The following is a 19,083-nucleotide window of genomic DNA, read 5'->3' as shown; positions in this document are numbered from 1 at the left end:
GCTCATTCTGACCCCGCGCCTCCACCCCGGGCGCTGTGCGTGCGGCCATCGGCCACGCGTGCACGACCCCGGTCGTGACGGGACGCGATCGGCACGACGGCGGTCGCCTTGGGCAGGCCCATCGCGGGAGTGCCGACGTAGATGGTCTCGGCCCGTTCGACGACGTACGTCTCGTGCCAGATGCCGACGACGCCGGGGTTCTTCCGCGCTCGACGGTTGAAACGGGTCCACGCGGGCCGGTGCTCGTGTGACGGCGCGGAGGCGTAGGCGTAGAGCTTGTCGAGCGACGACCAGTACTGCACGAGGTAGGGGCCGCGCGATCCGAGGAGCATCGTGAAGCCCATCAGACCCGAATCGGGGTCGACGCTGAGTTCGCGCAGCATCCTGGGCATGTCGCCCATCAACGGCATCCACTGGTCGGCGCGCCACCAGCGGTTGACGGTCATGCCGATGTGGAAGACGACCAGTTCGTCGTCCCAGCGGTGGGTCATCCGACCCTGATTGATGGATGCCATGGCTCGTCCTCACTCGATAGTGTCACTATCCAGTGTTGGATAGTCCTGCTATCGAGTCAAGGGGGCAGTGTGCGGATCTCAGAACTGGCGACGCGCAGCGGCGTCCCCGTCGCCACGATCAAGTACTACCTGCGCGAGAAGCTCCTGCCCGAGGGAGAGCGGTCCTCCCCTACGCAGGCCGCCTACGGCGAGGCGCACGTGCAGCGCCTGGGCGTCATCCGCGCCCTCGTCGACGCGGGCGTGGGGATCGCGGGCGTGCGCAGAGTGGTCGCGGTCCTCGAGGAGCCGCCCGAGAACCCGTACGACCTCCTCGGTGCGGCCAACGCCGCTGTGACGCCCGCGGTCTCCACCGATCTCGACCTCACCGCGGCGCTCGCCCTTCTAGAACGCATGGGTGGTTCGGCGGAACACTGCTTCCCCGACCAGGTCGCCGCGGTCGCGCACGCCCTCGCGACCCTCGATCGAGCGGGGTTCACGGTGCCGGACGCGGTCATGGACGCCTACGTCGAGCACCTCGGTGCGCTCGCCGAGGCCGAGCTCGCGGCGACTCCCGATACGTCGATCGAGGATGCCGTGCGCTACGTGGTGCTGGGAACGGCGCTCGTCGAGCCGCTGATCCTGGCGCTGCGGCGCGTCGCCGAGCAGGTGGCCGCCTCGCGACGCTTCGGCTCCGGCGCCGCTTAGGCGCGCGGATTCGACGCGGCGCCGTCGAGCCAGAGCTCATCTGTCGCGTCGCCGTGCGGACCGGTGCGGCCGACGTGCGCGTCGCTGATCTTCGGACCCTTCGTGATCACGTGGACCAGCGCCATTCCATGACCACGACCGAGGTCGTAGTCGTCCTTCAGCCACTGCAGGATGGGGCCGGCCTTCGTGCCGGGCCCGAAGCCGCGCTCGTCCGCGAGCGAGAGGAACTGGCGCGGGGTGAGCCCCGTCTTGGTCTCGATGTTGTCGAGGTACGCCTGGAACGACATGACGCGAGGCTAGCGTCGCCGTCCCGACCACGTCCATCGAAGAGGCGGTCGCGTCCGTGCCGTGCGCGACGCCCCGGTACGGTCGAAGGATGGCCGTCACCCTGCACCGGGCGCCCGTCGCCGACATCGCCCCGCTGACGCTGTACCGCATCCTCTGGATGCGCGTCAGCGTGTTCGTCGTCGAGCAGGAGGCCGCCTACCCCGAGATCGACGGGCGCGACATCGAGCCGGGCGCCGAACTGATGTGGGCGAGCGAAGGCGACGACGTGCTCGCGACGCTCCGTCTCCTGCGCGAGCCCTCGAACACCCGGATCGGTCGGGTCGCCACCGCCGCGTCCGCTCGCGGCCGAGGGTTTGCCGCCGACCTCATGCGCGCGGCCGTCGAGATCCTGGATGCCGAGGCCCCCGGCATCCCGATCCTGCTCGACGCGCAGGCGCACCTGGCATCCTGGTACGGACGATTCGGCTTCGTCGTGTCGGGGGCGCCGTTCGCCGAGGACGGGATCCCGCATGTGCCGATGCGGCGGACGCGCCTCACGACCGAGCGTCTGGTGCTGCGCGAATGGACCCGGTCCGATGAGGATCGCGCGTTCCTGTTCGACATGTATCGCCGGCCCGACGTGCGCCGGTACCTCGGCAACGGCCAGGTGATGACCGACCCGGCCGAGGTCGACGCGATGCTCGACCGGTGGATGGGCGCCACCGACGGCGTCCTGGGCGTTCGGGCCGTCGAGACCCGCGACGGCCGGCGGCTGGGGTCGGTGCTGCTGAAGCGCATCCCGTGGTCGGCGGGTGCGGGCGACGGGCAGCCGAGAGACATCGAGATCGGCTGGCACTTCCACCCCGACGCGTGGGGGTCGGGATACGCCACCGAGGCCGCGGCCGCGGTCCTCGCGCTCGCGCACGAGCACGGCATCCGCCGGATCGTCGCGGTCACGAACCCGGCGAACACGGCCTCCGGCGCGCTCGCGCAGCGCATCGGGCTGCGCCCGGTCGGCGAGACGGCCGATTACTACGACACCACCTGCGCTCTCTACGTCGGCGAAGTCGACGCGTGAGAGTCCGCGCGGCGGCGGCGACGGCCCTGGCGCTCGCCTGCGTCCTCGTTCTGGCGGGATGCGACCTGAAGTTCTCGCTGGGGTTCGGCTCGGGGTCCGACGGGTCGTTCTCGGGGTCGGAGCTGACCGTGCCCGTGCTCTACGCGAGCGGCAAGAAGGGCGGGGTGACCAGCCAGCGCATCACGGCCGACTCCGCCGACGGTGGCGACCTCAGCATCGACATCACCGAGAACGATGTCAGCGGCGTCGATCCGGTCACCCAGTCGGCGACGTGGACGGCCGTGACCGCGGCGACACTGCTCACCGGAGCCCGCCCCGACACCGCGTACACGTTCGGTTTCGATGCGCGCATCGCCACCCCCGCGGCGGGGGCGGTCACCGCGGTCGGCGTGCTCGCGCTGTACTACGGCGCCGACGTGCAGCCCGGGGTCGCGCTCACGGGCGGGGTGACCCCGCTCGGTGCCGTGAGTCCGGTGGCGGGGCTTCCCGAACAGGTCTCGGCAGCGATTGAGGCGGGCGGGATCGACACGATCCTCGTGCCCGCGGGCCAGCGGACGGCGGTGGATGCCGAGGGCACGGCCGTCGACCTCGACCAGCTCGCGGCGACCGGGGGGATGACCATCACCGAGGTCGCCGACATCGCGAGCGCGTACGCGGTCATGACCGGGGAGGACCTCCCCGAGTCCGTCTTCCCGACGCCTCCCCCCTCGCCCTCGGCCCTGCCCACGGCGGCGGATGCACCCGCGGTGCCGGATGCCGTGGCCGCCGCCGTCGACGATGCGCTGGATCGCGCGCGGTCCTCGCTCGACTCCGCGCCCGGAAGCACCCTCGCCGACCGGGCGCGGGCGGCGGTCGCGCGCGGCGAGCAGCTGCTCGCGGAGGACGACGCGGGCGGCGCGTGGGCCGCCGCGACGACCGCCGCCGACACCGCCGCCGCGGCTGCGGCGCCCGCGCTTGCATCGACGGATGCGCAGACGCTCGCGACCGCCGCCGTTGCCGATACCGACGCGCTGCTGGGCGATCTGGCAGCGGCACCCTCGTCGCTCGACGATGCCGATCCAGTGCTCGCTGCGATCGGCTGGGCTGCCGAGGCCGACGCGCTCGCCGAGCAGGCGCAGGCGTTCCTCGCGGCCGACGCCGACCCCTCGCTCGCCGCCGCGGGGCTGACCTCCGCCGCCCTGGCATCCTCGGCGGTGCAGACCGCGCGCGCCCTCGCGGAACTGCGCACCGACATCGACGGGGCGGGCGGGCTCGCGTCCGACGCCGACCTCGACGGTCTCGCGTCGCTGCTGCGACGGGCGGCGGTGGCCGCGACCGACGCCTACGACGCGCGGCGCGGCGACAGCCCGCTGGCGGCGGACGACCTCAACGGCTTGCGCACGACAGCGCTCGAGACGGCACGCGACGCGCTGGGCGCGCGGACCGACGAGGGGGGAGCGTGGCTCGCCCTGGGTGTGTCGACCGCCGCATTCGCGCGCAGCTCCGCGGCGCTGTCGGCGCAGTCCGCCGTGCGGGTGCCCGACGGTGTCGACCCCTCGGATGCCATCGCCCAACGCATCGGAATCGCCGACGAATACACGGTCCGGGCGGTCGACGCGCTCACGGCGACCGGCGCCGCCCTTCCCCTCCTGCGGGGTGCCCTCGCCGATGCGGCGTCCGCCGCGGCATCCACTCCCGTGCCGGGCGCATCGGCGGTGTTCACGACGCCGTTCCTGCGCGCGCGGGTGCTGGCCTTCGCCGGCGGAGTGCAACTCGACTGACACAGGCGGCCGCGGGGCCGCCCGGCGCAGGGCGGGCGACGGATCAGTGCGGCGCGTGATACTCCGCCGTTCCGCGCTTCCAGTACCCCTTCACGATCGTGGCGGCGGGGTCGCCGGTCCACCGGTCGAGCAGCAGCGCCCGACCCGCCCGCACGACCGACTGCTCGGCGGCGACGAAGCCGAAGACGCAGCCGTCCGGCCGCTCCTCGAGGTCGAGCGCGTCCAGCCAATCGATGAGCTCCGAGCCCGCGGGGCGTTCCCCGCGGTGCAGTTGGACGACCTCCACGCCCGCGGGTGCGGCGACGGGCAGGTCGTAGGCGGCGGAGGGGACCTCGACGGCGATGCGCCCCACCGCCTCGACGTCCATCGCCTCGGCGAAGCGTCGGATCGCCGGGACCGCCGTCTCGTCGCCGGCCAGCAGCCACGCATCCGGCCGGCCCGTCAGCACCATCGACCCCCGCGGCCCGCCCACACCGACGGGGGCGCCGATCGGAGCCGTCCCGGCCCATCGGCTGCCCACCCCGTCGCCGTGCAGGGCCACGTCGATGTCGAGGCGGCCGGCCTCGGCATCCCATGCGACCGGCGTGTACTCCCGGTTCGGTGACGTCCGCATCTCGTCCGTCGTGACCGCTGCCTCGGGGAAGAACACGCGCACGTGATCGTCGGCGCCGGGGGAGTCGAAACCCCGCAGATCAGGACCCTCGAGGTGCAGGCGCACGCAGGCCGGCGTGAGGAACGTCCGAGCAGCGAGCGTCGCCGAACGGAAGACGAGGTCGTGTCGGCGGGGTTCGAGGCGGGCGTCGCACCGCGAGTTCGACAGATTCACATAGCTAAGGCTAACCTAACTTTTCCGAGCGTTGGGGTCCTCCCGCTGCTCGCGCACCGTACACAGCACCGGAGTGACACACATGAGTTCTCGCCTGTCCCGCACCACCCTCCGCCCCGCCGCGATCGTCTCACTCGCGGCAGCCCTCGCCCTCACGGGCTGCGCCTCGGGAGCCGCCGCGCCCGCCGAGAGTGCCGCGGCCACGACCGTCACGGTCGAGGACAACCACGGGTCCATCGAGGTGCCGGTGGCGCCGGAGCGGGTCGTCGCGCTCGACAACACGACGTTCGAGACGCTCAGCGAGTGGGGCGTGACGCTCGTCGCGGCCCCCAAGCCGCTCATGTACGACCTCTGGCCCTCGCTCTCGGGCGGCGACGAGGTGCTCGACGCGGGCCTGCACCGCGAGCCGAACATCGAGAACATCCTCGCGGCCGACCCCGATCTCATCGTCGGCGGCTACCGCTTCCGCGAGATCTACGACCAGCTCACGGAGATCCAGCCCGCGACGATCGAGACGAGCCCGCGCGACGGCGAGGAGCACACGTCCGAGCTCAAGCGCCAGACCGCCATCCTCGGCCAGGTCTTCGACAAGAACGACGAGGCGGCGACGCTGAACGCCGACCTGGACGCCGCCATCGCCGATGCGAAGGCCGCGTACGACCCGTCGCAGACGGTGATGGGGCTGATCACCTCCGGGGGGAAGATCTCGTACGCCGCTCCCGGAGAAGGCCGCGGGGTCGGACACCTCTTCCCGACGCTGGGCCTGACCCCCACCCTCGACCGCGCGGCCGAGGACGCCTCGCACGGCGACGACATCAGCGTCGAGGCGATCGCCGCCGCGAATCCGGAGTGGCTGTTCGTGCTCGACCGCGACGCGATGTTCGGGGAGGACGGATACGTCTCCGCGAAGGAACTCGTCGAGAACGCCGAAGCGCTGAAGAACGTCCCCGCGGTGCAGAAGAACCAGATCGTGTATCTCGACGGCAGCTTCTACCTCGACGAGGGCATCCAGGCATACACGAAGCTCTACCGCTCGGCCGCCGAGGCCTTCGCCTCCTGACCCCGGTGGGGGTCCGGAGGTCGGGCCCCCACCCCGCTCATGAACGTCACCGTTTCCTCTCCACCCCCGCTCCGTCGACGCCTCGCTCTGCCGACGGCTCTCGCGGGCGTCGCCGGCCTCGTCGTCCTGTCTCTCTTCGTCGGCGCCTACGACATCGCCGGCGACGGCTTCGGCGCCGAGATGTTCTTCATCTCGCGCGTGCCCCGCACCCTCGCCCTCGTCCTCGCCGGCTGCGCGATGGCCGTCTCCGGCCTCATCATGCAGCTGCTCACGCAGAACCGTTTCGTCGAGCCCTCCACCACGGGCACCTCCGAGTGGGCCGCGCTCGGTCTGCTCGTGACGGTGCTCCTCGCGCCGGCGGCTCCGCTCATCGTCCGGATGGTCGTGGCATCCGTCGCCGCGTTCGGGGGGACCATGATCTTCATCGGCATCCTGCGCCGCATCTCCCTGCGGTCCTCGCTCGTGGTGCCCCTCATCGGGATCATGCTCGGCGCGGTCGTCTCGGCCTTCACGACGTACCTCGCCGTCTCGACCAACTCGCTGCAGATGCTCGGCACGTGGTTCATGGGCAGCTTCACCTCGATCGTGCGCGGACGCTACGAGGTGCTGTGGGTGGTCGCCATCGTCGTGCTCCTGGTCTTCCTCTACGCGGACCGCATCACGGTCGCGGGCCTCGGGCGCGACATCGCGACCTCGGTCGGACTCGACCACACCCGCGTGATGCTCATCGGCACCGCTCTCGTGGCCGTCGCCACGGGCGTCACCACGGTGGTGGTGGGCTTCCTGCCCTTCCTCGGGCTGGTCGTGCCGAACCTCGTGTCGATGTGGCGCGGCGACAGCGCCCGCGCCAACCTGCCCTGGGTGTGCCTGGGCGGGGTGGCCATCGTCATCGTGTGCGACATCGTCGGGAGGGTGATCCGGATGCCGTTCGAGGTCCCTGTCTCGATGATCCTCGGGGTCGTCGGATCCGCGGTGTTCATCACCCTGCTGCTGCGGGTGCGTGCCCGTGGCTGAGGTGCTGGTGCGCTCCGCCCCGCCGCGCACGGCCCGACGCCCGCGGATCGCCCTGCGATTCGGCATCCTGATCCTCGTCGTGGTGGTCGCCGCCGTCGGGGTCCTCACCTGGAACGTGCCGGGGGAGCCGGGCTCGCGGGCCTTCTGGCTCGCCGTGAACCTCCGCGTCGTGAGCGTCGCGACCATCGCCCTCGTCGCCTGCTGCCAGGCGGTGGCGACGGTGCTGTTCCACACCGCGACGGCGAACCGCATCCTGACCCCGTCGATCATGGGCTTCGACGCGCTCTACGTCGTCATGCAGACGGCCCTCGTGTTCTTCTTCGGCAGTGCGGCGCTCTCGGCGACCGACGGCCTGCTCAAGGTCGTCGTGCAGAGCGTGCTCATGGTGGGCTTCGCGACGCTGCTGTACGGCTGGCTGTTCGCCGGTCGTCGCGGGAACCTCCACATCATGCTCCTGGTCGGGGTGGTGCTGGGCGTCGGCTTCGGTTCGCTCTCCACCGTGATGCAGCGGCTTCTCACACCGAGCGACTTCGACATCCTCTCGGCGCGGCTGTTCGGCAACCTCTCCAACTCGGATGCCGAGTACCTGCCGTGGGGAGCCCTCGTCGTCGCCGTGGTGCTCGTGCTGGTCTGGCGCGCGCGGCACCGCCTCGACGTGCTGGCGCTCGGTCGCGAGGCATCCGTCAATCTGGGACTGGCGTATCGGCGCGAGGTGATCGGGATGCTCGTGCTCGTGGCCGTGCTGATCTCGGTGTCGACCACGATGGTCGGGCCGATGACGTTCTTCGGCTTCATCGTCGCGACCCTCGCGTACCAGCTCGCGGGCTCGGCGCAGCACCGCGTGGTGTTGCCGTTCGCCGTGCTGCTCGGCATGGCGACCCTGCTCGGCGCGTACGTCGTGCTGCGGCACGTGTTCTACGCCGCCGGGATGCTCTCGATCATCATCGAGTTCGTCGGCGGCGTCTTCTTCCTCGTCTACCTCCTCCGAAAGGGGAGCCTGTGATCTCGCTCACCGACGTCACGATGACCTACGGCGACCTGACCGTGCTGGGCCCCGTGACCCTCGACATCCCCGCCGGTGGGGTCACGGCGCTCGTCGGCCCGAACGGCGCCGGCAAGTCGACCCTGCTCACGATCGTCGGGCGACTGACGACCGCGACGAGCGGCCGCGTCACCGTCGCCGGCCACGACGTGACGACGACGCCGGGGCGGACGCTCGCGAAGATCGTGTCGATCCTGCGGCAGGAGAACCACTTCGTCACGCGCCTCACGGTGCGCGAGCTCGTCGGTTTCGGACGCTTCCCGCACTCGCAGGGGCGGCTCACCGCTCTCGACCACGCGAAGATCGACGAGGCGATCGCCTTCCTCGACCTCACGGAACTCGCCGGACGCTATCTCGATCAGCTCTCCGGCGGGCAGCGCCAGCGGGCGTACGTCGCGATGGTGCTCGCGCAGGACACCGACTACATCCTCCTCGACGAGCCCCTGAACAACCTCGACATGAAGCACGCCGTGGCGATGATGGGGCAGCTCCGCCGCGCGGCCGACGAACTCGGCAAGACGATCGTCATCGTCGTGCACGACATCAACTTCGCGGCGGCCTACGCCGATCGCATCGTCGCTCTCGCGGAGGGGCGGGTGGTGCACGTCGGCACCCCGGGAGAGCTCATGACGCCGGACACGCTCGAGGAGGTCTTCGGCACCCCTGTCGACGTGCGTCGAGAAGGACCGTATCCGCTGGCGGTGTACTACCGGTGAGCCGTCAGAGCTGGATGCCGTTGTCCTCGTCGTTGACGCCGACGTTGCGGCCGCGGCTGGACTCGTAAGCGATGAGCCACCCGACCGATACGGCGGCGGCGATGACCACACCCAGCCAGACGTTCTGCCAGACGAGTCCGAAGAGGATGCCGAGCCCCAGCAGCAGCACGCTCCCGAGGACCCAGTACGTACGTCCGCGCGGCCAGCCGGTGCCCGATTGCATCATGGGCCCACACTAGGCGGCGCGTGCTCGTGCGGGCGGGTGGTTGCGTCCTCGGTGCGACGCGGTCGGTGCCGCGGCCCGGTCCCGTTCGGATGCGTCCGGGTATCCGCGCGCTCACGGGGCGGCCGTCGCCTCCCGGCGGGTTCGACCGTCCCCGCGGGGCGGTCACCGATCGCGGTGATCCTCCGGGTGCAGGCGCGGACCGCGTCGGGGCTCCAGCCCCGCGCCGGCGTAGATGAGGCGGATCACGCGCTGCCGGTGCCCCGCGAACGGTTCGAGCAGCTCGAGCATGCCGTCGTCGTCGGTGCGGTGACCGGTGAGGGCGTACCCGACCTGGTGAGCGAGGTGGTAGTCGCCCACGCTCACGGCATCCGGGTCTCCGAAGGCGCGGATGCGCGTCTCGGCGCTCGTCCAGATACCGACGCCGCGCAGGCTGATGAAGACGCGATCTCGCGCCTCGCCGTCGGTCGCCGCGCTCGCCGCGCGGACGACGGTGGCTCCGCGACGCGCGGTCTCGACGATGGTGCGCGACTGGGGCGGTTCGAGACCCGCACGGTGCCAGGCCCACGAGGGCACGTGCCGCCAGCCCTCGATGTCGGGCGGGGCGAACATGGGGCGCGGCGTCGGACCCGGTGCCCGCTCGCCGTACCAGGTGACGATGCTCCGCCACGCGGAGAACGCCTGCATGCTCGTGACCTTCTGCTCCATGATCGCGCTCACCAGAGCGTCGAAGACGAGGTCGGTGCGCCCGATACGCAGATCGGGATGCCGGTGGTGCCACGCCGCGACGGACGGATGCCGTGACGCATCGAAATCGTCGGGATCGTCGTGTGCGCCGCACAGGGCGGGGAGCTGGTCGAGCACCCACGAGGCGCCGGGGCCCCAGGCCGCCGCCCTCACGCCACCCCCGACACGCTGACGGAGGGCGAGGGTCGCAACACCGATGGGTGTGCGACTGACCCGCCAGACGACGCCGCCGTTCGCCAGCGGCGCGGTTGCGAGGTAGGTCGGGTCGTTGGTGCCGTGGCGCTGCGCCGAGACCGTGCGACCGATGTCGACCGCACGAGCGGGGCGGTACTCGGTCTCGAGGGGGCGCTCAGCCGGTGCGACGAGCTCGCGCGTCGAGCGCCGCGTGCGCACCCCGGTCGACCTCATGCCGACACCCTACGTCGCATCGCCGACATCGCGGCATCCGTGGGCCCGATCCGCTGCGCGGAGGCCGGGACGATCAGAAACGGTCGGGCGAGGGCGTGCCGTGTCCGTAGCGGATCGAGACGTCGGCGTGACGGTCGAAGCGGTAGCCGACGCCGCGCACGGTGCGCACGATGTCCTCGTAGGCGCCGAGCTTGGCGCGCAGGCGCCGCACGTGCACGTCGATGGTGCGCTCGCCGGGGGCGTCGTCGTCGGTCGCGCCCTCCCACAATGAGGCGACCAGCTCGGTGCGCTCGATCGTGCGGCCCTCGCGCAGGACGAGGTACTGCAGCAGCTCGAACTCCTTGAAGGTGAAGGCCGCCGATTCGCCGTCGATCAGGACGCGCTTGCGCGAGATGTCGACGACCACGCCGCCGGGGGCGCGGTCCTCCTCGGCGGGCTCGTCCTTCGTGCGCGCGACGGCCGACGGCTCGTGCAGGGCGAGGCGGACGACGTCGACGTCGCGACCGCCGGAGCCCACGGGGGCCAGGGCGACCGTGGCGTACGTCTCCGCGGCGGGCGCCAGCTCGCCGAGCGTGCGACGCAGGGCCTCCACCAGGGTGCCGAGGCTGACGCCGGCGGCGGCGGCCTTGGCCTCGTCGATGCCGACGTACAGGGCGAACCCGCGCGGAGCGGTGGCGGTCGCCGCCCGAGGAGCGTCGGCGGCGGCCGCAGGGTCGGTCACTGCGGCGGGGCGCGGAGCGGCGGCTCGGGGCGTGGCGGGGACGGTCACGCGCGGAGCCTGCGGGCGGGCGGCGGAGGCGGTCTGAGGGCGGTCGAGAACAGCGGAGATCGACATGAGGAGAAAGTCCTTGGGTGGGTGAACCCGGAAGCGTCGTCAGAGAGCGGGGTTCGACGGGAGGTGAGGGCCGAAGGGCCGGAGCGCGGCACCGTGGAGCGCGTGATCGACGCGGGTCTCAGGTGACCGGGGGACGAGGTCGGCGTTCAGAAGCACGAGGTCGTCCGGGCGAGGGGTCGCTGTTAGCGGCACATTCGACAACACATGACGGCGCGGCCGGGCATCATCATGCCGGCAGTCCTGTTCGCCTCCCGGGCGGACAGAGAACGCGCAGTCACAGTCATGGGGGCGATTATTACCTACCGCGTCGGGAACCGTCAAATCCGTCCTGCGCGTCCGATTGCCGAGCATTCTGCGCAGCGTCGGTGGGGGATCTCGGAGAGAGCCGGGCATTCTGCTCGGAAGAGCTCGCCCTCGCGGGAGCGGCGTACTCTCTCGGCATGGCCGATCTGAGCTTCGCCGACGACAAGACGGCATCCCGATTCACCCTTCACGACGGGGATGACCTCGTCTCCGTCCTCGACTACCGGGACGACGGCCGCACCGTCGCCCTCACACGCGCCTTCACCGTCCCCACCTTCCGCGGGCACGGGTACGCCGCCGTCATCACGGAGCGGGCGGTCGACGCGATCGAAGCCGCGGGTGACCGCGAGATCATCCCCGTGTGCTGGTACGTGGGGGAATGGTTCGAGGCGCACCCCGAGCGCGCGGGTCTGCTGCAGGCGCGTCGCACGTCCTGACGACCCGGCTGCGTCGCGGCGTCGGCCCTCGGGGAGGCGGGCGCGCGGCCGAACGGGGCCGTCGACGCGAACCCCGTTCCGCGCGTACGCGCGCGGTCGGCGAGCGTCAACCCCTGCCCGCGGGTTCCGCGGCCCGAGGAAGCTGGAGATCTCGAAAGGGGGAGTCATGAACGACGACCGCGATCTGCCCGAAGGCGTCATCGACGCCGACCCGCCCGGTGGATGGGAGAGCGGCGACGTCGCCGACGCCGAGACCGCCGAGCGCAACGACAGCGCGAAGGGCTCGCCGCGTCTGAACGACGCCGCGCCCTCGGATCCCATCGAAGGCGATGCCGCCAGCCACGGCATCGACCCCGACCTGAGCACGGAGGACTGACATGACGGACGAGACACGGGCCCCCGAGCCCGCCGACGGCCCGGACGGCGGCGCCGGAGCAGCCGATTCGGTCGGCGGAGCGCTGCACAGCGACCGGAAGGTCGCGCGCCCCGACGAGCAGTCGGAGCCGGCGATGGACACGCACCCCACCGACGACGAGGCCCGGATCCAGGGTGTGATCGTGCAGACGCGCGCCGACGTCGGCGACAAGAGCGAGGAGCGCATCGCCGACGTGCTGCGGCAGCGCTTCGCGGAGGTCGGGCTCGACCTCGGCGACGACCGCATCCGGGCGCTCGCGGCGGAGGTCGCCAGCTCCTGAGCGTGCTCGCGAACGCCCCGCACTCCCTTCGGAGGCGGGGCGTTCGCGCGCACGGAGGGTTCCTTTCTCCGGTCCGATGCCGCGGTCGGGCTCCCCGTCGGGCGTCGCTGCGAGCCGATGTCGGAGGTGCGACGTACCGTGGCTGCATGCGGATCCTGCACACCTCCGACTGGCATATCGGGCGCACCTTCCACGGGCACTCGACGCTCGACGCGCTGAGCGCGGTGCTGACCGCGCTCGTCGAACAGGTGCGCGAGAACGCCGTCGACCTGGTCGTCGTGGCCGGAGACGTCTTCGACTCGGCCGCTCCGTCGGCCGCCTGCTACCCCGTGCTCACGCAGACGCTGGCCTCCCTGACCGAGACCGGGGCGAAGGTCGTCGTCACCAGCGGCAACCACGATTCGGCGGCGCGGTTGGGCTTCCAGTCCGCGCTGCTGCGCGACGAGATCACGGTGATCACCGACCCCGCGACGGTGGGGACGCCGGTCACCCTCGTCGACGCCCACGGTCCGGTGCACGTCTACGGCATCCCGTACCTCGAGCCCGCCATCGTGCGCCATCTGTGGGAGGGCGTCGAGCTGCGCACGCAGGCGCAGACGATGGCGCATGCGTTCGAACTCATTCGCGCCGACATGGCCGAGCGCGGCGGTCGTGCCGTGGTCGCCGCCCACTGCTTCGCCGCGGGGGTCGATTCCACGCCCGGCGTGGAGCGAGAGATCCGCCAGGGCGGTCTCGACGTGGTCCCGCTGTCGACCTTCGACGGACCCGATTACGTGGCGCTGGGGCACATCCACAGCCGCCAGCAGGTGTCCGATCGGGTCCGGTACGCAGGGGCGCCGGTGCACTACAGCTTCGGCGAGGCGGGCAAGCCGCGCGGGTCCTGGCTCGTCGAACTCGACGCCGACGGCCTCGCCACGGTGTCGTGGCTCGCCCTGCCGGTCCCACGGCCTCTCGCGACCCTGCGGGGGCCGCTCGAAGAGCTGCTCACGGCCGACCGGTTCGCCGGTCACGACGAGCACTGGGTGCGCGCCGAATACACCGACGCCACCCCGCAGCCCGACCCGATGCGCCGGTTGCAGGCGCGCTTCCCGTGGTGCGCGACCGTCGTTCACCTCCCCGAGAACGCGAGGGACGACGGCGGCGTGGGCTATGCCCAGCGCGTGCGTGCGGCTCGTGACGACGGCGAGGTCATCGACGCCTTCCTCTCGCACGTCCGCGAAGGAGAGGCGGCGTCGGAGGCCGAACGCGCCCTCATCCGCGAGGTGCTCGACGCGCGTCGAGTTTTGGAGGCGCGGTCGTGAAGCTTCACCGCCTCGAACTCGAGGGTTTCGGACCGTTCCTCGAGACGCAGACCGTCGACTTCGACGCCTTCGCCGCGGACGGCATCTTCCTCATCACCGGCCGCACGGGCGCGGGCAAGTCGAGTGTGCTCGACGGCGTCTGCTACGCCCTGTACGGGGGAGTACCGCGATACGACGGCGCGGAGCGTCGGCTGCGCAGCGATCACTGCGCACCCGACGATCCGACGCGAGTGACGCTCGAGTTCAGCGCCGCCGGGCGACGCTGGCGCATCACGCGCTCGCCCGAGTTCGAGCGCCCCAAGCGCCGAGGCGGGGGAACGACCAAGGAGCCCCACCGGGCGCTGCTCGAGGTGTCGACCGACGAGGGGTGGACGGGCGTCGCCGCGCGCCCCGTCGACGTGGCCGCGCAGCTCGACGAGATCCTCGGGCTCTCGCAGCAGCAGTTCCTCCAGGTCATCCTGCTCGCTCAGAACCGCTTCGCGCGATTCCTGCTCGCGAAGAACGACGAGCGATTGGGCCTCCTGCGCACCCTCTTCGGCACCCGCACCTTCGAGCAGTACGCCACCGATCTCGACGACCGCCGCAAGCGCGCCCACGACGCGCTCGCGGCCGAGGGGGTGGAGGTGACCACGCTGCTCGACGAGGCCGAACGCCTGGCCGGAGAGCTCGATGCCGTCGACCCCGACCACCGTGGCGTCGACGCTGACCAGTCGGGGGATGCCGGCGCAGACGCCGAGCCCGGTTCGCTCTCGAGCGTCGACCGGCTGGCCCGTATCGTGCGGTCCGTCGAACGCGCCGAGTACCGCGTCGAGACCCTCGCGCGCGAACGCGAGGCAGCCGACGCGCGCCTGGACGCCGCCCTGGTCGCGGAGCGGGATGCGACCGCGCTGCGGGAGCGCCAGGATGAGCGGCAACGGGTCCGTGAGCGGCTCGCCACTCTGGAGGGCGATGGCGAACGGATCCGCGCGCTCCGCGCCGAAGCCGCCCTCGCGGCGGACGCGGAAGGCATTCGCAGCGCCCTCGAGACCGGGGCGGCGACGGCTTCGACCGCTGCCGACGCGACCGATCGCGTGCGCGCCGCAGCCGACGCTGCGCGGGTGCTCGGCGAATCGGTCGGCGGCACCGACGACGACATCGCCCTCCTGCGCGCGCCGGGTGTCGAGCCCGAGATGAGCACGCCTCTCGTCGGGGCGAGCGTCGCCGTCGACCTCGACGACGCGTTGGCCCGGCGCGCCGACGACCTCACCGCATCGCTGTCCCGCGGAGAGGCGGCGCTCTCCGCCGAGGGCGAGGCGCGCGGGGTCGACGCCGACATCGAGAGGATCCTCGCGCGGGTGTCGACGGCGGACGCGGAACGAGAGGCTCTCATCGGCGGCCGCGCTGACCTCCCCGCGATGCTCGCGACGCTCGACGAGCGTCTGACCGAACTCGTCACGGGAGCCGCGCGTCGGGAGGCCTCGATCGTCGCGCGTGACGAGGTGCGTCGCCGCCTCGAGGCCTCTCGCGAAGCGGCCCGTCTGCTCGAGCACCGCGATCAGGCCGACCTCGCGTCGCTCGTCCGCTCCGACGCCCTCCAGCGGGCGGTCGAGGCGTGGACCACGCTCCTCCGGCGACGGCTCGATGGAGCCGCCGTCGAGCTCGCCCATGATCTCGTCGACGGCGAGCCGTGCGCCGTGTGCGGTTCGCGGGAGCACCCGCACCCCGCGCAGGGCGGCGCCGCGCCGGTCTCCGACGACGAACTGGCGTCCGCTGAGGAGCGCAAGAACCTCGCCGCCGAAGAAGACCGCCTCGCATCCGACGCGGCGCGGGTCGCGCGAGACGCCCACGCCCTGGCCGCGGCTCGGGCGGGCGGAGAAGACGTCCAGACGCTGACGGCCCGACTCGCGACAAGCGAGGAGGAGGTCGCTCAGGCGACCGCCGATGCGGAGGAGCACGAGCGGGTGCGGCTCGAGCGCGCGGCAGCGGCCGAGCTCGGCGAGAAGATCTCTCGACGCCTCGACGAGGTGGGCGACGAGCTCGCCGAGGCCCGCCAGGAGCTCGCGCTCGCGAGGCAGCGGGCCGAAGACCTTCGACGGGTCGTGGCCGACGCGCGCGGGTCGTTCGACTCGGTCGCCGCGCGTCAGCGCGACCTCCGGGCACGACGCGACGTCATCCGCGAGCTCCGTGACGCGCGCGCTGATCTGGCCCGGGCGCTCGAGGCGCGGGAGGTGGCCGACCGGGTCCTCTCTGCGCTGATCGCCGACAGCCCGTTCGCCGACGCGGCCTCCGTCGAGGCCGCGTTGCGGTCCGACATCGACCGACGTCGGCTGGAGGGCGTGGTGGCCGAGCACACCGCGACCGTGACCTCCACCCGGGAACGGCTCCTGGAGCTCGAACTCCAGCTCGCCGGTGCCGATGACGAGCCGCTCGAGCTCGCCCCGTTCGTCGCCGAGGTCGCCTCCGCGCGAGGCGCCGTGCAAGAGGCGGCCGCAGCACACGCGGCAGCGCGGGCGCTGGCCGAACGGCTGCGGGCGCTCGCGGAGCGCGCCGATGCCGCTCATGCCTCGGTCGCCGCGCTGGTCGCGGAGCACGCGGTCATCGCGCGGTTGGCCGACACCGTCGCGGGACGCGCGCCGAACACGCGCCGCATGACCTTGGAGACCTTCGTCCTGGCCGCGGAGCTCGAAGAGATCGTGGCGGCCGCCAACGTCCGCCTCGACGACATGTCGTCCGGCCGTTACCGTCTGCAGCACACCGACGCGCTCGCGGCTCGAGGCGCCGCGAGCGGGCTCGGGCTCGAGATCATGGACGCGTTCACCGGGCAGTGCCGACCGCCGCAATCGCTGTCCGGGGGAGAGACCTTCCTGACCTCGCTCGCCCTCGCCCTGGGGCTCGCCGAGGTGGTCACCGCCCGGGCGGGCGGCATCCATCTCGACACGCTCTTCATCGACGAAGGGTTCGGCTCCCTCGACGACGACACGCTCGACCTCGCGATGCGCACCCTCGACGAGCTGCGCCAGGGCGGACGCACGGTGGGCGTCATCAGCCACGTGGCCTCGATGAAGGACCAGCTGCCGGCGCAGTTGCACGTGACGGCCACCCCGCGGGGCCCGAGCGTGATCCGGCACGACCACGTGGTGACGCCCGTTTGAGAGCGGGGGCAGCACGCCCCGTCTAGGCTGATCGCATGCGCAAGAGCACCCTCTGGACCGTTCTCGGGGTCATCGCCGCCGTGATCATCGCCTGGGTCGTCGTGAACGTGCTGTTCTCGCTCATCGCCTTCGTCTTCCGCCTCGTCGCCGTCGCGATCGTCGCGCTCATCGTGTTCCTCGTGCTGCGTGCCGTCTTCGCGCGCCGCGACGTAGACTGACCTACCGAGCGCGGCGCCGGCGATCTGCGCCTGCGCCGCAACAGGGGCCGCCCGACCGAGCACGGCGTCGGCGATCTGCGCCTGCGCCTGCGCCCTCACAGGGGCTGCACGACGGAGCGACGCCGTCGGCCGGCACGTGCGCCGCGAGAACGGACGGCCGGCGCTGGGTCCGCGGGGTGGTTATGCGCCGCGACAGCACCGGTCGGCGATGAGTCCCGCGCGCCGACGATCCGCGGCGTAGCGGTCGGTCGGGCCGACGCAAGCCCGTCCGTGGTGTCGGAGGTCGGGAGTAGCGTCCCCCTCGATGTCCGAGAAGCCGCCCGCCCCCGCAGAGACCGCCCACCCCGCCACCCGCGACATCGTGCTGTCGCCGAAGCATCGCTGGAGGGCGTACTGGGTCGCGGTCGCCGTGGCGGCGCTCACCATCCTCGACCTCACGAAGGTCAACGTCGCTCTTCCATCGATCGAGGCGGCTCTGAACGCCGGCCCCACCGAGCTGCAGCTCGTCGTCTCGGGCTACATCCTCACGTTCGGGCTCGTCCTGGTGCCGGCGGGGCGTCTGGGCGACATCCGCTCGCGCCGCGTGCTCTTCCTCGTGGGCTTGTCGCTGTTCCTGGTCACGAGCCTGGCCTGCGCGCTCGCGCCGAACACCACCGTGCTGCTCGTCGCCCGTCTGCTGCAGGGCGTGGCCGCCGGCATCCAGATGCCGCAGGTGCTCGGGTTGGTGCAGCAGCTGTTCCAGGGCAAGGAGCGCGGGCGCGCCTTCGGTCTCTTCGGGGCCACGATCGGTATCGCGACCGCCTTCGGACCGACGCTCGGTGGTCTGCTCATCGCGCTGGGCGGCGACACCGACGGGTGGCGGCTGATCTTCTGGATCAACATCCCCCTGGTCGCCGTCGTCATCGCCCTCGCGGCGTGGCTGTTGCCGAACACGCGCGAGAAATCGCGGCGCCGGCTCGACCTCGACCCCGTCGGCGTCCTGCTGTTCGCGCTGACGATCCTCGCGCTCATGTGGCCGTTCCTGTTCACGACGGGCAGCCCCGACGACGATCCCAACCGGTGGTGGTTGCTCGTGGCATCCGTCGTCTTCGCCGCGGCCTTCGTCTTCTGGGAACGCCGCTATGCGGATCGGGGGCGGATGCCGCTCATGCCGTTCTCGATCTTCTCGCTGTCGTCGTACCGCAACGGCGTGCTGATCTCGACCGCGTATTTCTCGGCCGTGCCCGCGATGTTCCTGCTCGGCACGCTCTTCCTGCAGGGCGGACTGGGACTCGCGCCGGTCTTCGCCGGCATGGTCACGATCGGGTTCGCGGTCGCGTCGGCGGCGAGTTCATGGGTCGGCGGCAACCTCGTGACCCGGCTCGGACGTCCGCTCGTGGTGTGGGGCATCCTCGGCATGGTGGCCACCGCCGGCGGGCTCGTGCTCGTCGCCCTGTTCACCGCGCCCGAGTGGACGCCGTGGGCGATGGCCGCCGTGATGGTGTTCGGCGGCTTCGCCGGGGGCCTGGTGATCTCCCCCAACCAGACCCTCACCCTGGCCGACATCCCCGTCCGCAGTGGTGGAGTCGCGGGATCCGTCGGTCAGCTCGGCCAGCGCATCGGCACGGCGGTGGGTACGGCGATCGCCCTCGCCCTCTTCTATGCCACGGTGTACCGCGAGCAGGGCAGCGTCGACGACACCGTCGTGCTGTACCACGACGCCTACGCGTCGGGAATGATCACCGTCGGCATCTTCCTCGGGCTGGCGCTCATCGTCGGCGTGGCCGACCTCGCCGGCCGCGCGCGGTCGGGGTCTCAGACGCCCTGAGCCGCGGCCTCTGCCG

20 protein-coding genes are annotated in these 19,083 nt (G+C 71.9%); 14 read left to right on the top strand and 6 right to left on the bottom strand.

Annotated features, from left to right (window positions below; translation table 11 throughout):
• Nucleotides 1–2 precede the first annotated feature (2 nt).
• A complete protein-coding gene (locus ACFZA2_RS15830) occupies nucleotides 3–515 on the bottom strand; it encodes a DUF4188 domain-containing protein (protein WP_391406715.1) in 513 nt (170 codons plus the stop codon).
• A gap of 69 nt (nucleotides 516–584) precedes the next feature.
• Between ACFZA2_RS15830 and ACFZA2_RS15825 the strand changes: the two genes are divergently transcribed.
• The gene (locus ACFZA2_RS15825) at nucleotides 585–1,199 is read left to right on the top strand and encodes a MerR family transcriptional regulator (RefSeq protein ID WP_391406713.1); all 615 of its coding nucleotides are present in this window, start codon (nucleotides 585–587) and stop codon (nucleotides 1,197–1,199) included.
• Here ACFZA2_RS15825 and ACFZA2_RS15820 read toward each other — a convergent pair.
• Nucleotides 1,196–1,486 (bottom strand): DUF4287 domain-containing protein, encoded by a 291-nt coding sequence (locus ACFZA2_RS15820; RefSeq protein WP_391406711.1) that lies wholly within the window; start codon nucleotides 1,484–1,486, stop codon nucleotides 1,196–1,198. The genes ACFZA2_RS15825 and ACFZA2_RS15820 overlap by 4 nt on opposite strands.
• Nucleotides 1,487–1,575: 89 nt before the next feature.
• On the opposite strand from ACFZA2_RS15820, the gene ACFZA2_RS15815 reads away from it, so the two are divergent.
• Both ACFZA2_RS15815 and ACFZA2_RS15810 read left to right on the top strand, forming a co-directional pair.
• Nucleotides 1,576–2,544 carry a GNAT family N-acetyltransferase gene (locus tag ACFZA2_RS15815; protein WP_391406709.1) on the top strand — a complete coding sequence of 323 codons (969 nt, stop codon included), beginning with the start codon at nucleotides 1,576–1,578 and terminating at the stop codon, nucleotides 2,542–2,544.
• Nucleotides 2,541–4,304 carry a S16 family serine protease gene (locus tag ACFZA2_RS15810; RefSeq protein WP_391406707.1) on the top strand — a complete coding sequence of 588 codons (1,764 nt, stop codon included), beginning with the start codon at nucleotides 2,541–2,543 and terminating at the stop codon, nucleotides 4,302–4,304. Before ACFZA2_RS15815 ends, ACFZA2_RS15810 begins: the two co-directional genes overlap by 4 nt.
• 43 nt (nucleotides 4,305–4,347) lie before the next feature.
• Here ACFZA2_RS15810 and ACFZA2_RS15805 read toward each other — a convergent pair whose 3' ends face one another.
• On the bottom strand, nucleotides 4,348–5,130 hold the full coding sequence (locus tag ACFZA2_RS15805) for a siderophore-interacting protein (RefSeq protein ID WP_391406705.1): 783 nt from the start codon (nucleotides 5,128–5,130) through the stop codon (nucleotides 4,348–4,350).
• 82 nt (nucleotides 5,131–5,212) lie between these two features.
• Between ACFZA2_RS15805 and ACFZA2_RS15800 the strand changes: the two genes are divergently transcribed.
• From ACFZA2_RS15800 to ACFZA2_RS15785, 4 genes are read left to right on the top strand one after another with little or no spacing between them, the layout of a single operon-like run.
• Complete coding sequence (locus tag ACFZA2_RS15800; RefSeq protein ID WP_391406703.1) at nucleotides 5,213–6,190, top strand: siderophore ABC transporter substrate-binding protein; 978 nt, start codon at nucleotides 5,213–5,215, stop codon at nucleotides 6,188–6,190.
• Between the two features lie 39 nt (nucleotides 6,191–6,229).
• Nucleotides 6,230–7,204 (top strand): ABC transporter permease, encoded by a 975-nt coding sequence (locus ACFZA2_RS15795; RefSeq protein WP_391406701.1) that lies wholly within the window; start codon nucleotides 6,230–6,232, stop codon nucleotides 7,202–7,204.
• Complete coding sequence (locus ACFZA2_RS15790; RefSeq protein ID WP_391406699.1) at nucleotides 7,197–8,207, top strand: iron chelate uptake ABC transporter family permease subunit; 1,011 nt, start codon at nucleotides 7,197–7,199, stop codon at nucleotides 8,205–8,207. Before ACFZA2_RS15795 ends, ACFZA2_RS15790 begins: the two co-directional genes overlap by 8 nt.
• Complete coding sequence (locus tag ACFZA2_RS15785) at nucleotides 8,204–8,962, top strand: ABC transporter ATP-binding protein (RefSeq protein ID WP_391406697.1); 759 nt, start codon at nucleotides 8,204–8,206, stop codon at nucleotides 8,960–8,962. Before ACFZA2_RS15790 ends, ACFZA2_RS15785 begins: the two co-directional genes overlap by 4 nt.
• A 4-nt stretch (nucleotides 8,963–8,966) precedes the next feature.
• Here ACFZA2_RS15785 and ACFZA2_RS15780 read toward each other — a convergent pair whose 3' ends face one another.
• From ACFZA2_RS15780 to ACFZA2_RS15770, 3 genes are all read right to left on the bottom strand, one after another.
• The gene (locus tag ACFZA2_RS15780; RefSeq protein WP_315995152.1) at nucleotides 8,967–9,188 is read right to left on the bottom strand and encodes a hypothetical protein; all 222 of its coding nucleotides are present in this window, start codon (nucleotides 9,186–9,188) and stop codon (nucleotides 8,967–8,969) included.
• Nucleotides 9,189–9,350: 162 nt separating this feature from the next.
• Entirely contained in the window at nucleotides 9,351–10,340 is a 990-nt protein-coding gene (locus tag ACFZA2_RS15775) for a DNA-3-methyladenine glycosylase family protein (protein WP_391406694.1), read from the bottom strand.
• Nucleotides 10,341–10,413: 73 nt separating this feature from the next.
• The gene (locus ACFZA2_RS15770) at nucleotides 10,414–11,175 is read right to left on the bottom strand and encodes a winged helix-turn-helix domain-containing protein (protein ID WP_363390878.1); all 762 of its coding nucleotides are present in this window, start codon (nucleotides 11,173–11,175) and stop codon (nucleotides 10,414–10,416) included.
• 440 nt (nucleotides 11,176–11,615) lie between these two features.
• On the opposite strand from ACFZA2_RS15770, the gene ACFZA2_RS15765 reads away from it, so the two are divergent.
• The 7 genes from ACFZA2_RS15765 (at nucleotide 11,616) to ACFZA2_RS15735 (ending at nucleotide 19,067) form a co-directional block, all read left to right on the top strand.
• Complete coding sequence (locus tag ACFZA2_RS15765; RefSeq protein WP_315995149.1) at nucleotides 11,616–11,915, top strand: GNAT family N-acetyltransferase; 300 nt, start codon at nucleotides 11,616–11,618, stop codon at nucleotides 11,913–11,915.
• Nucleotides 11,916–12,081: 166 nt separating this feature from the next.
• Nucleotides 12,082–12,291 (top strand): hypothetical protein, encoded by a 210-nt coding sequence (locus tag ACFZA2_RS15760; RefSeq protein WP_315995148.1) that lies wholly within the window; start codon nucleotides 12,082–12,084, stop codon nucleotides 12,289–12,291.
• A gap of 1 nt (nucleotide 12,292) precedes the next feature.
• Nucleotides 12,293–12,610 carry a hypothetical protein gene (locus ACFZA2_RS15755; RefSeq protein ID WP_391406691.1) on the top strand — a complete coding sequence of 106 codons (318 nt, stop codon included), beginning with the start codon at nucleotides 12,293–12,295 and terminating at the stop codon, nucleotides 12,608–12,610.
• Between the two features lie 146 nt (nucleotides 12,611–12,756).
• Nucleotides 12,757–13,911, top strand: a complete 1,155-nt coding sequence (locus tag ACFZA2_RS15750) for an exonuclease SbcCD subunit D (RefSeq protein WP_391406689.1) — start codon at nucleotides 12,757–12,759, stop codon at nucleotides 13,909–13,911.
• A complete protein-coding gene (locus ACFZA2_RS15745) occupies nucleotides 13,908–17,042 on the top strand; it encodes an AAA family ATPase (RefSeq protein ID WP_391406687.1) in 3,135 nt (1,044 codons plus the stop codon). The genes ACFZA2_RS15750 and ACFZA2_RS15745 overlap by 4 nt, the downstream gene beginning before the upstream one ends.
• 35 nt (nucleotides 17,043–17,077) lie before the next feature.
• On the top strand, nucleotides 17,078–17,260 hold the full coding sequence (locus ACFZA2_RS15740; RefSeq protein ID WP_315995144.1) for a hypothetical protein: 183 nt from the start codon (nucleotides 17,078–17,080) through the stop codon (nucleotides 17,258–17,260).
• A 304-nt stretch (nucleotides 17,261–17,564) separates the two neighbouring features.
• Complete coding sequence (locus tag ACFZA2_RS15735) at nucleotides 17,565–19,067, top strand: MFS transporter (protein WP_391406684.1); 1,503 nt, start codon at nucleotides 17,565–17,567, stop codon at nucleotides 19,065–19,067.
• Nucleotides 19,068–19,083 lie beyond the last annotated feature (16 nt).

Source organism: Microbacterium sp. NPDC007973, from assembly GCF_042958465.1.
Classification (GTDB): domain Bacteria; phylum Actinomycetota; class Actinomycetes; order Actinomycetales; family Microbacteriaceae; genus Microbacterium; species Microbacterium galbum.
Note: the sequence above shows the minus strand (reverse complement) of the source record. Positions and strands in the feature narration are given on the sequence as shown.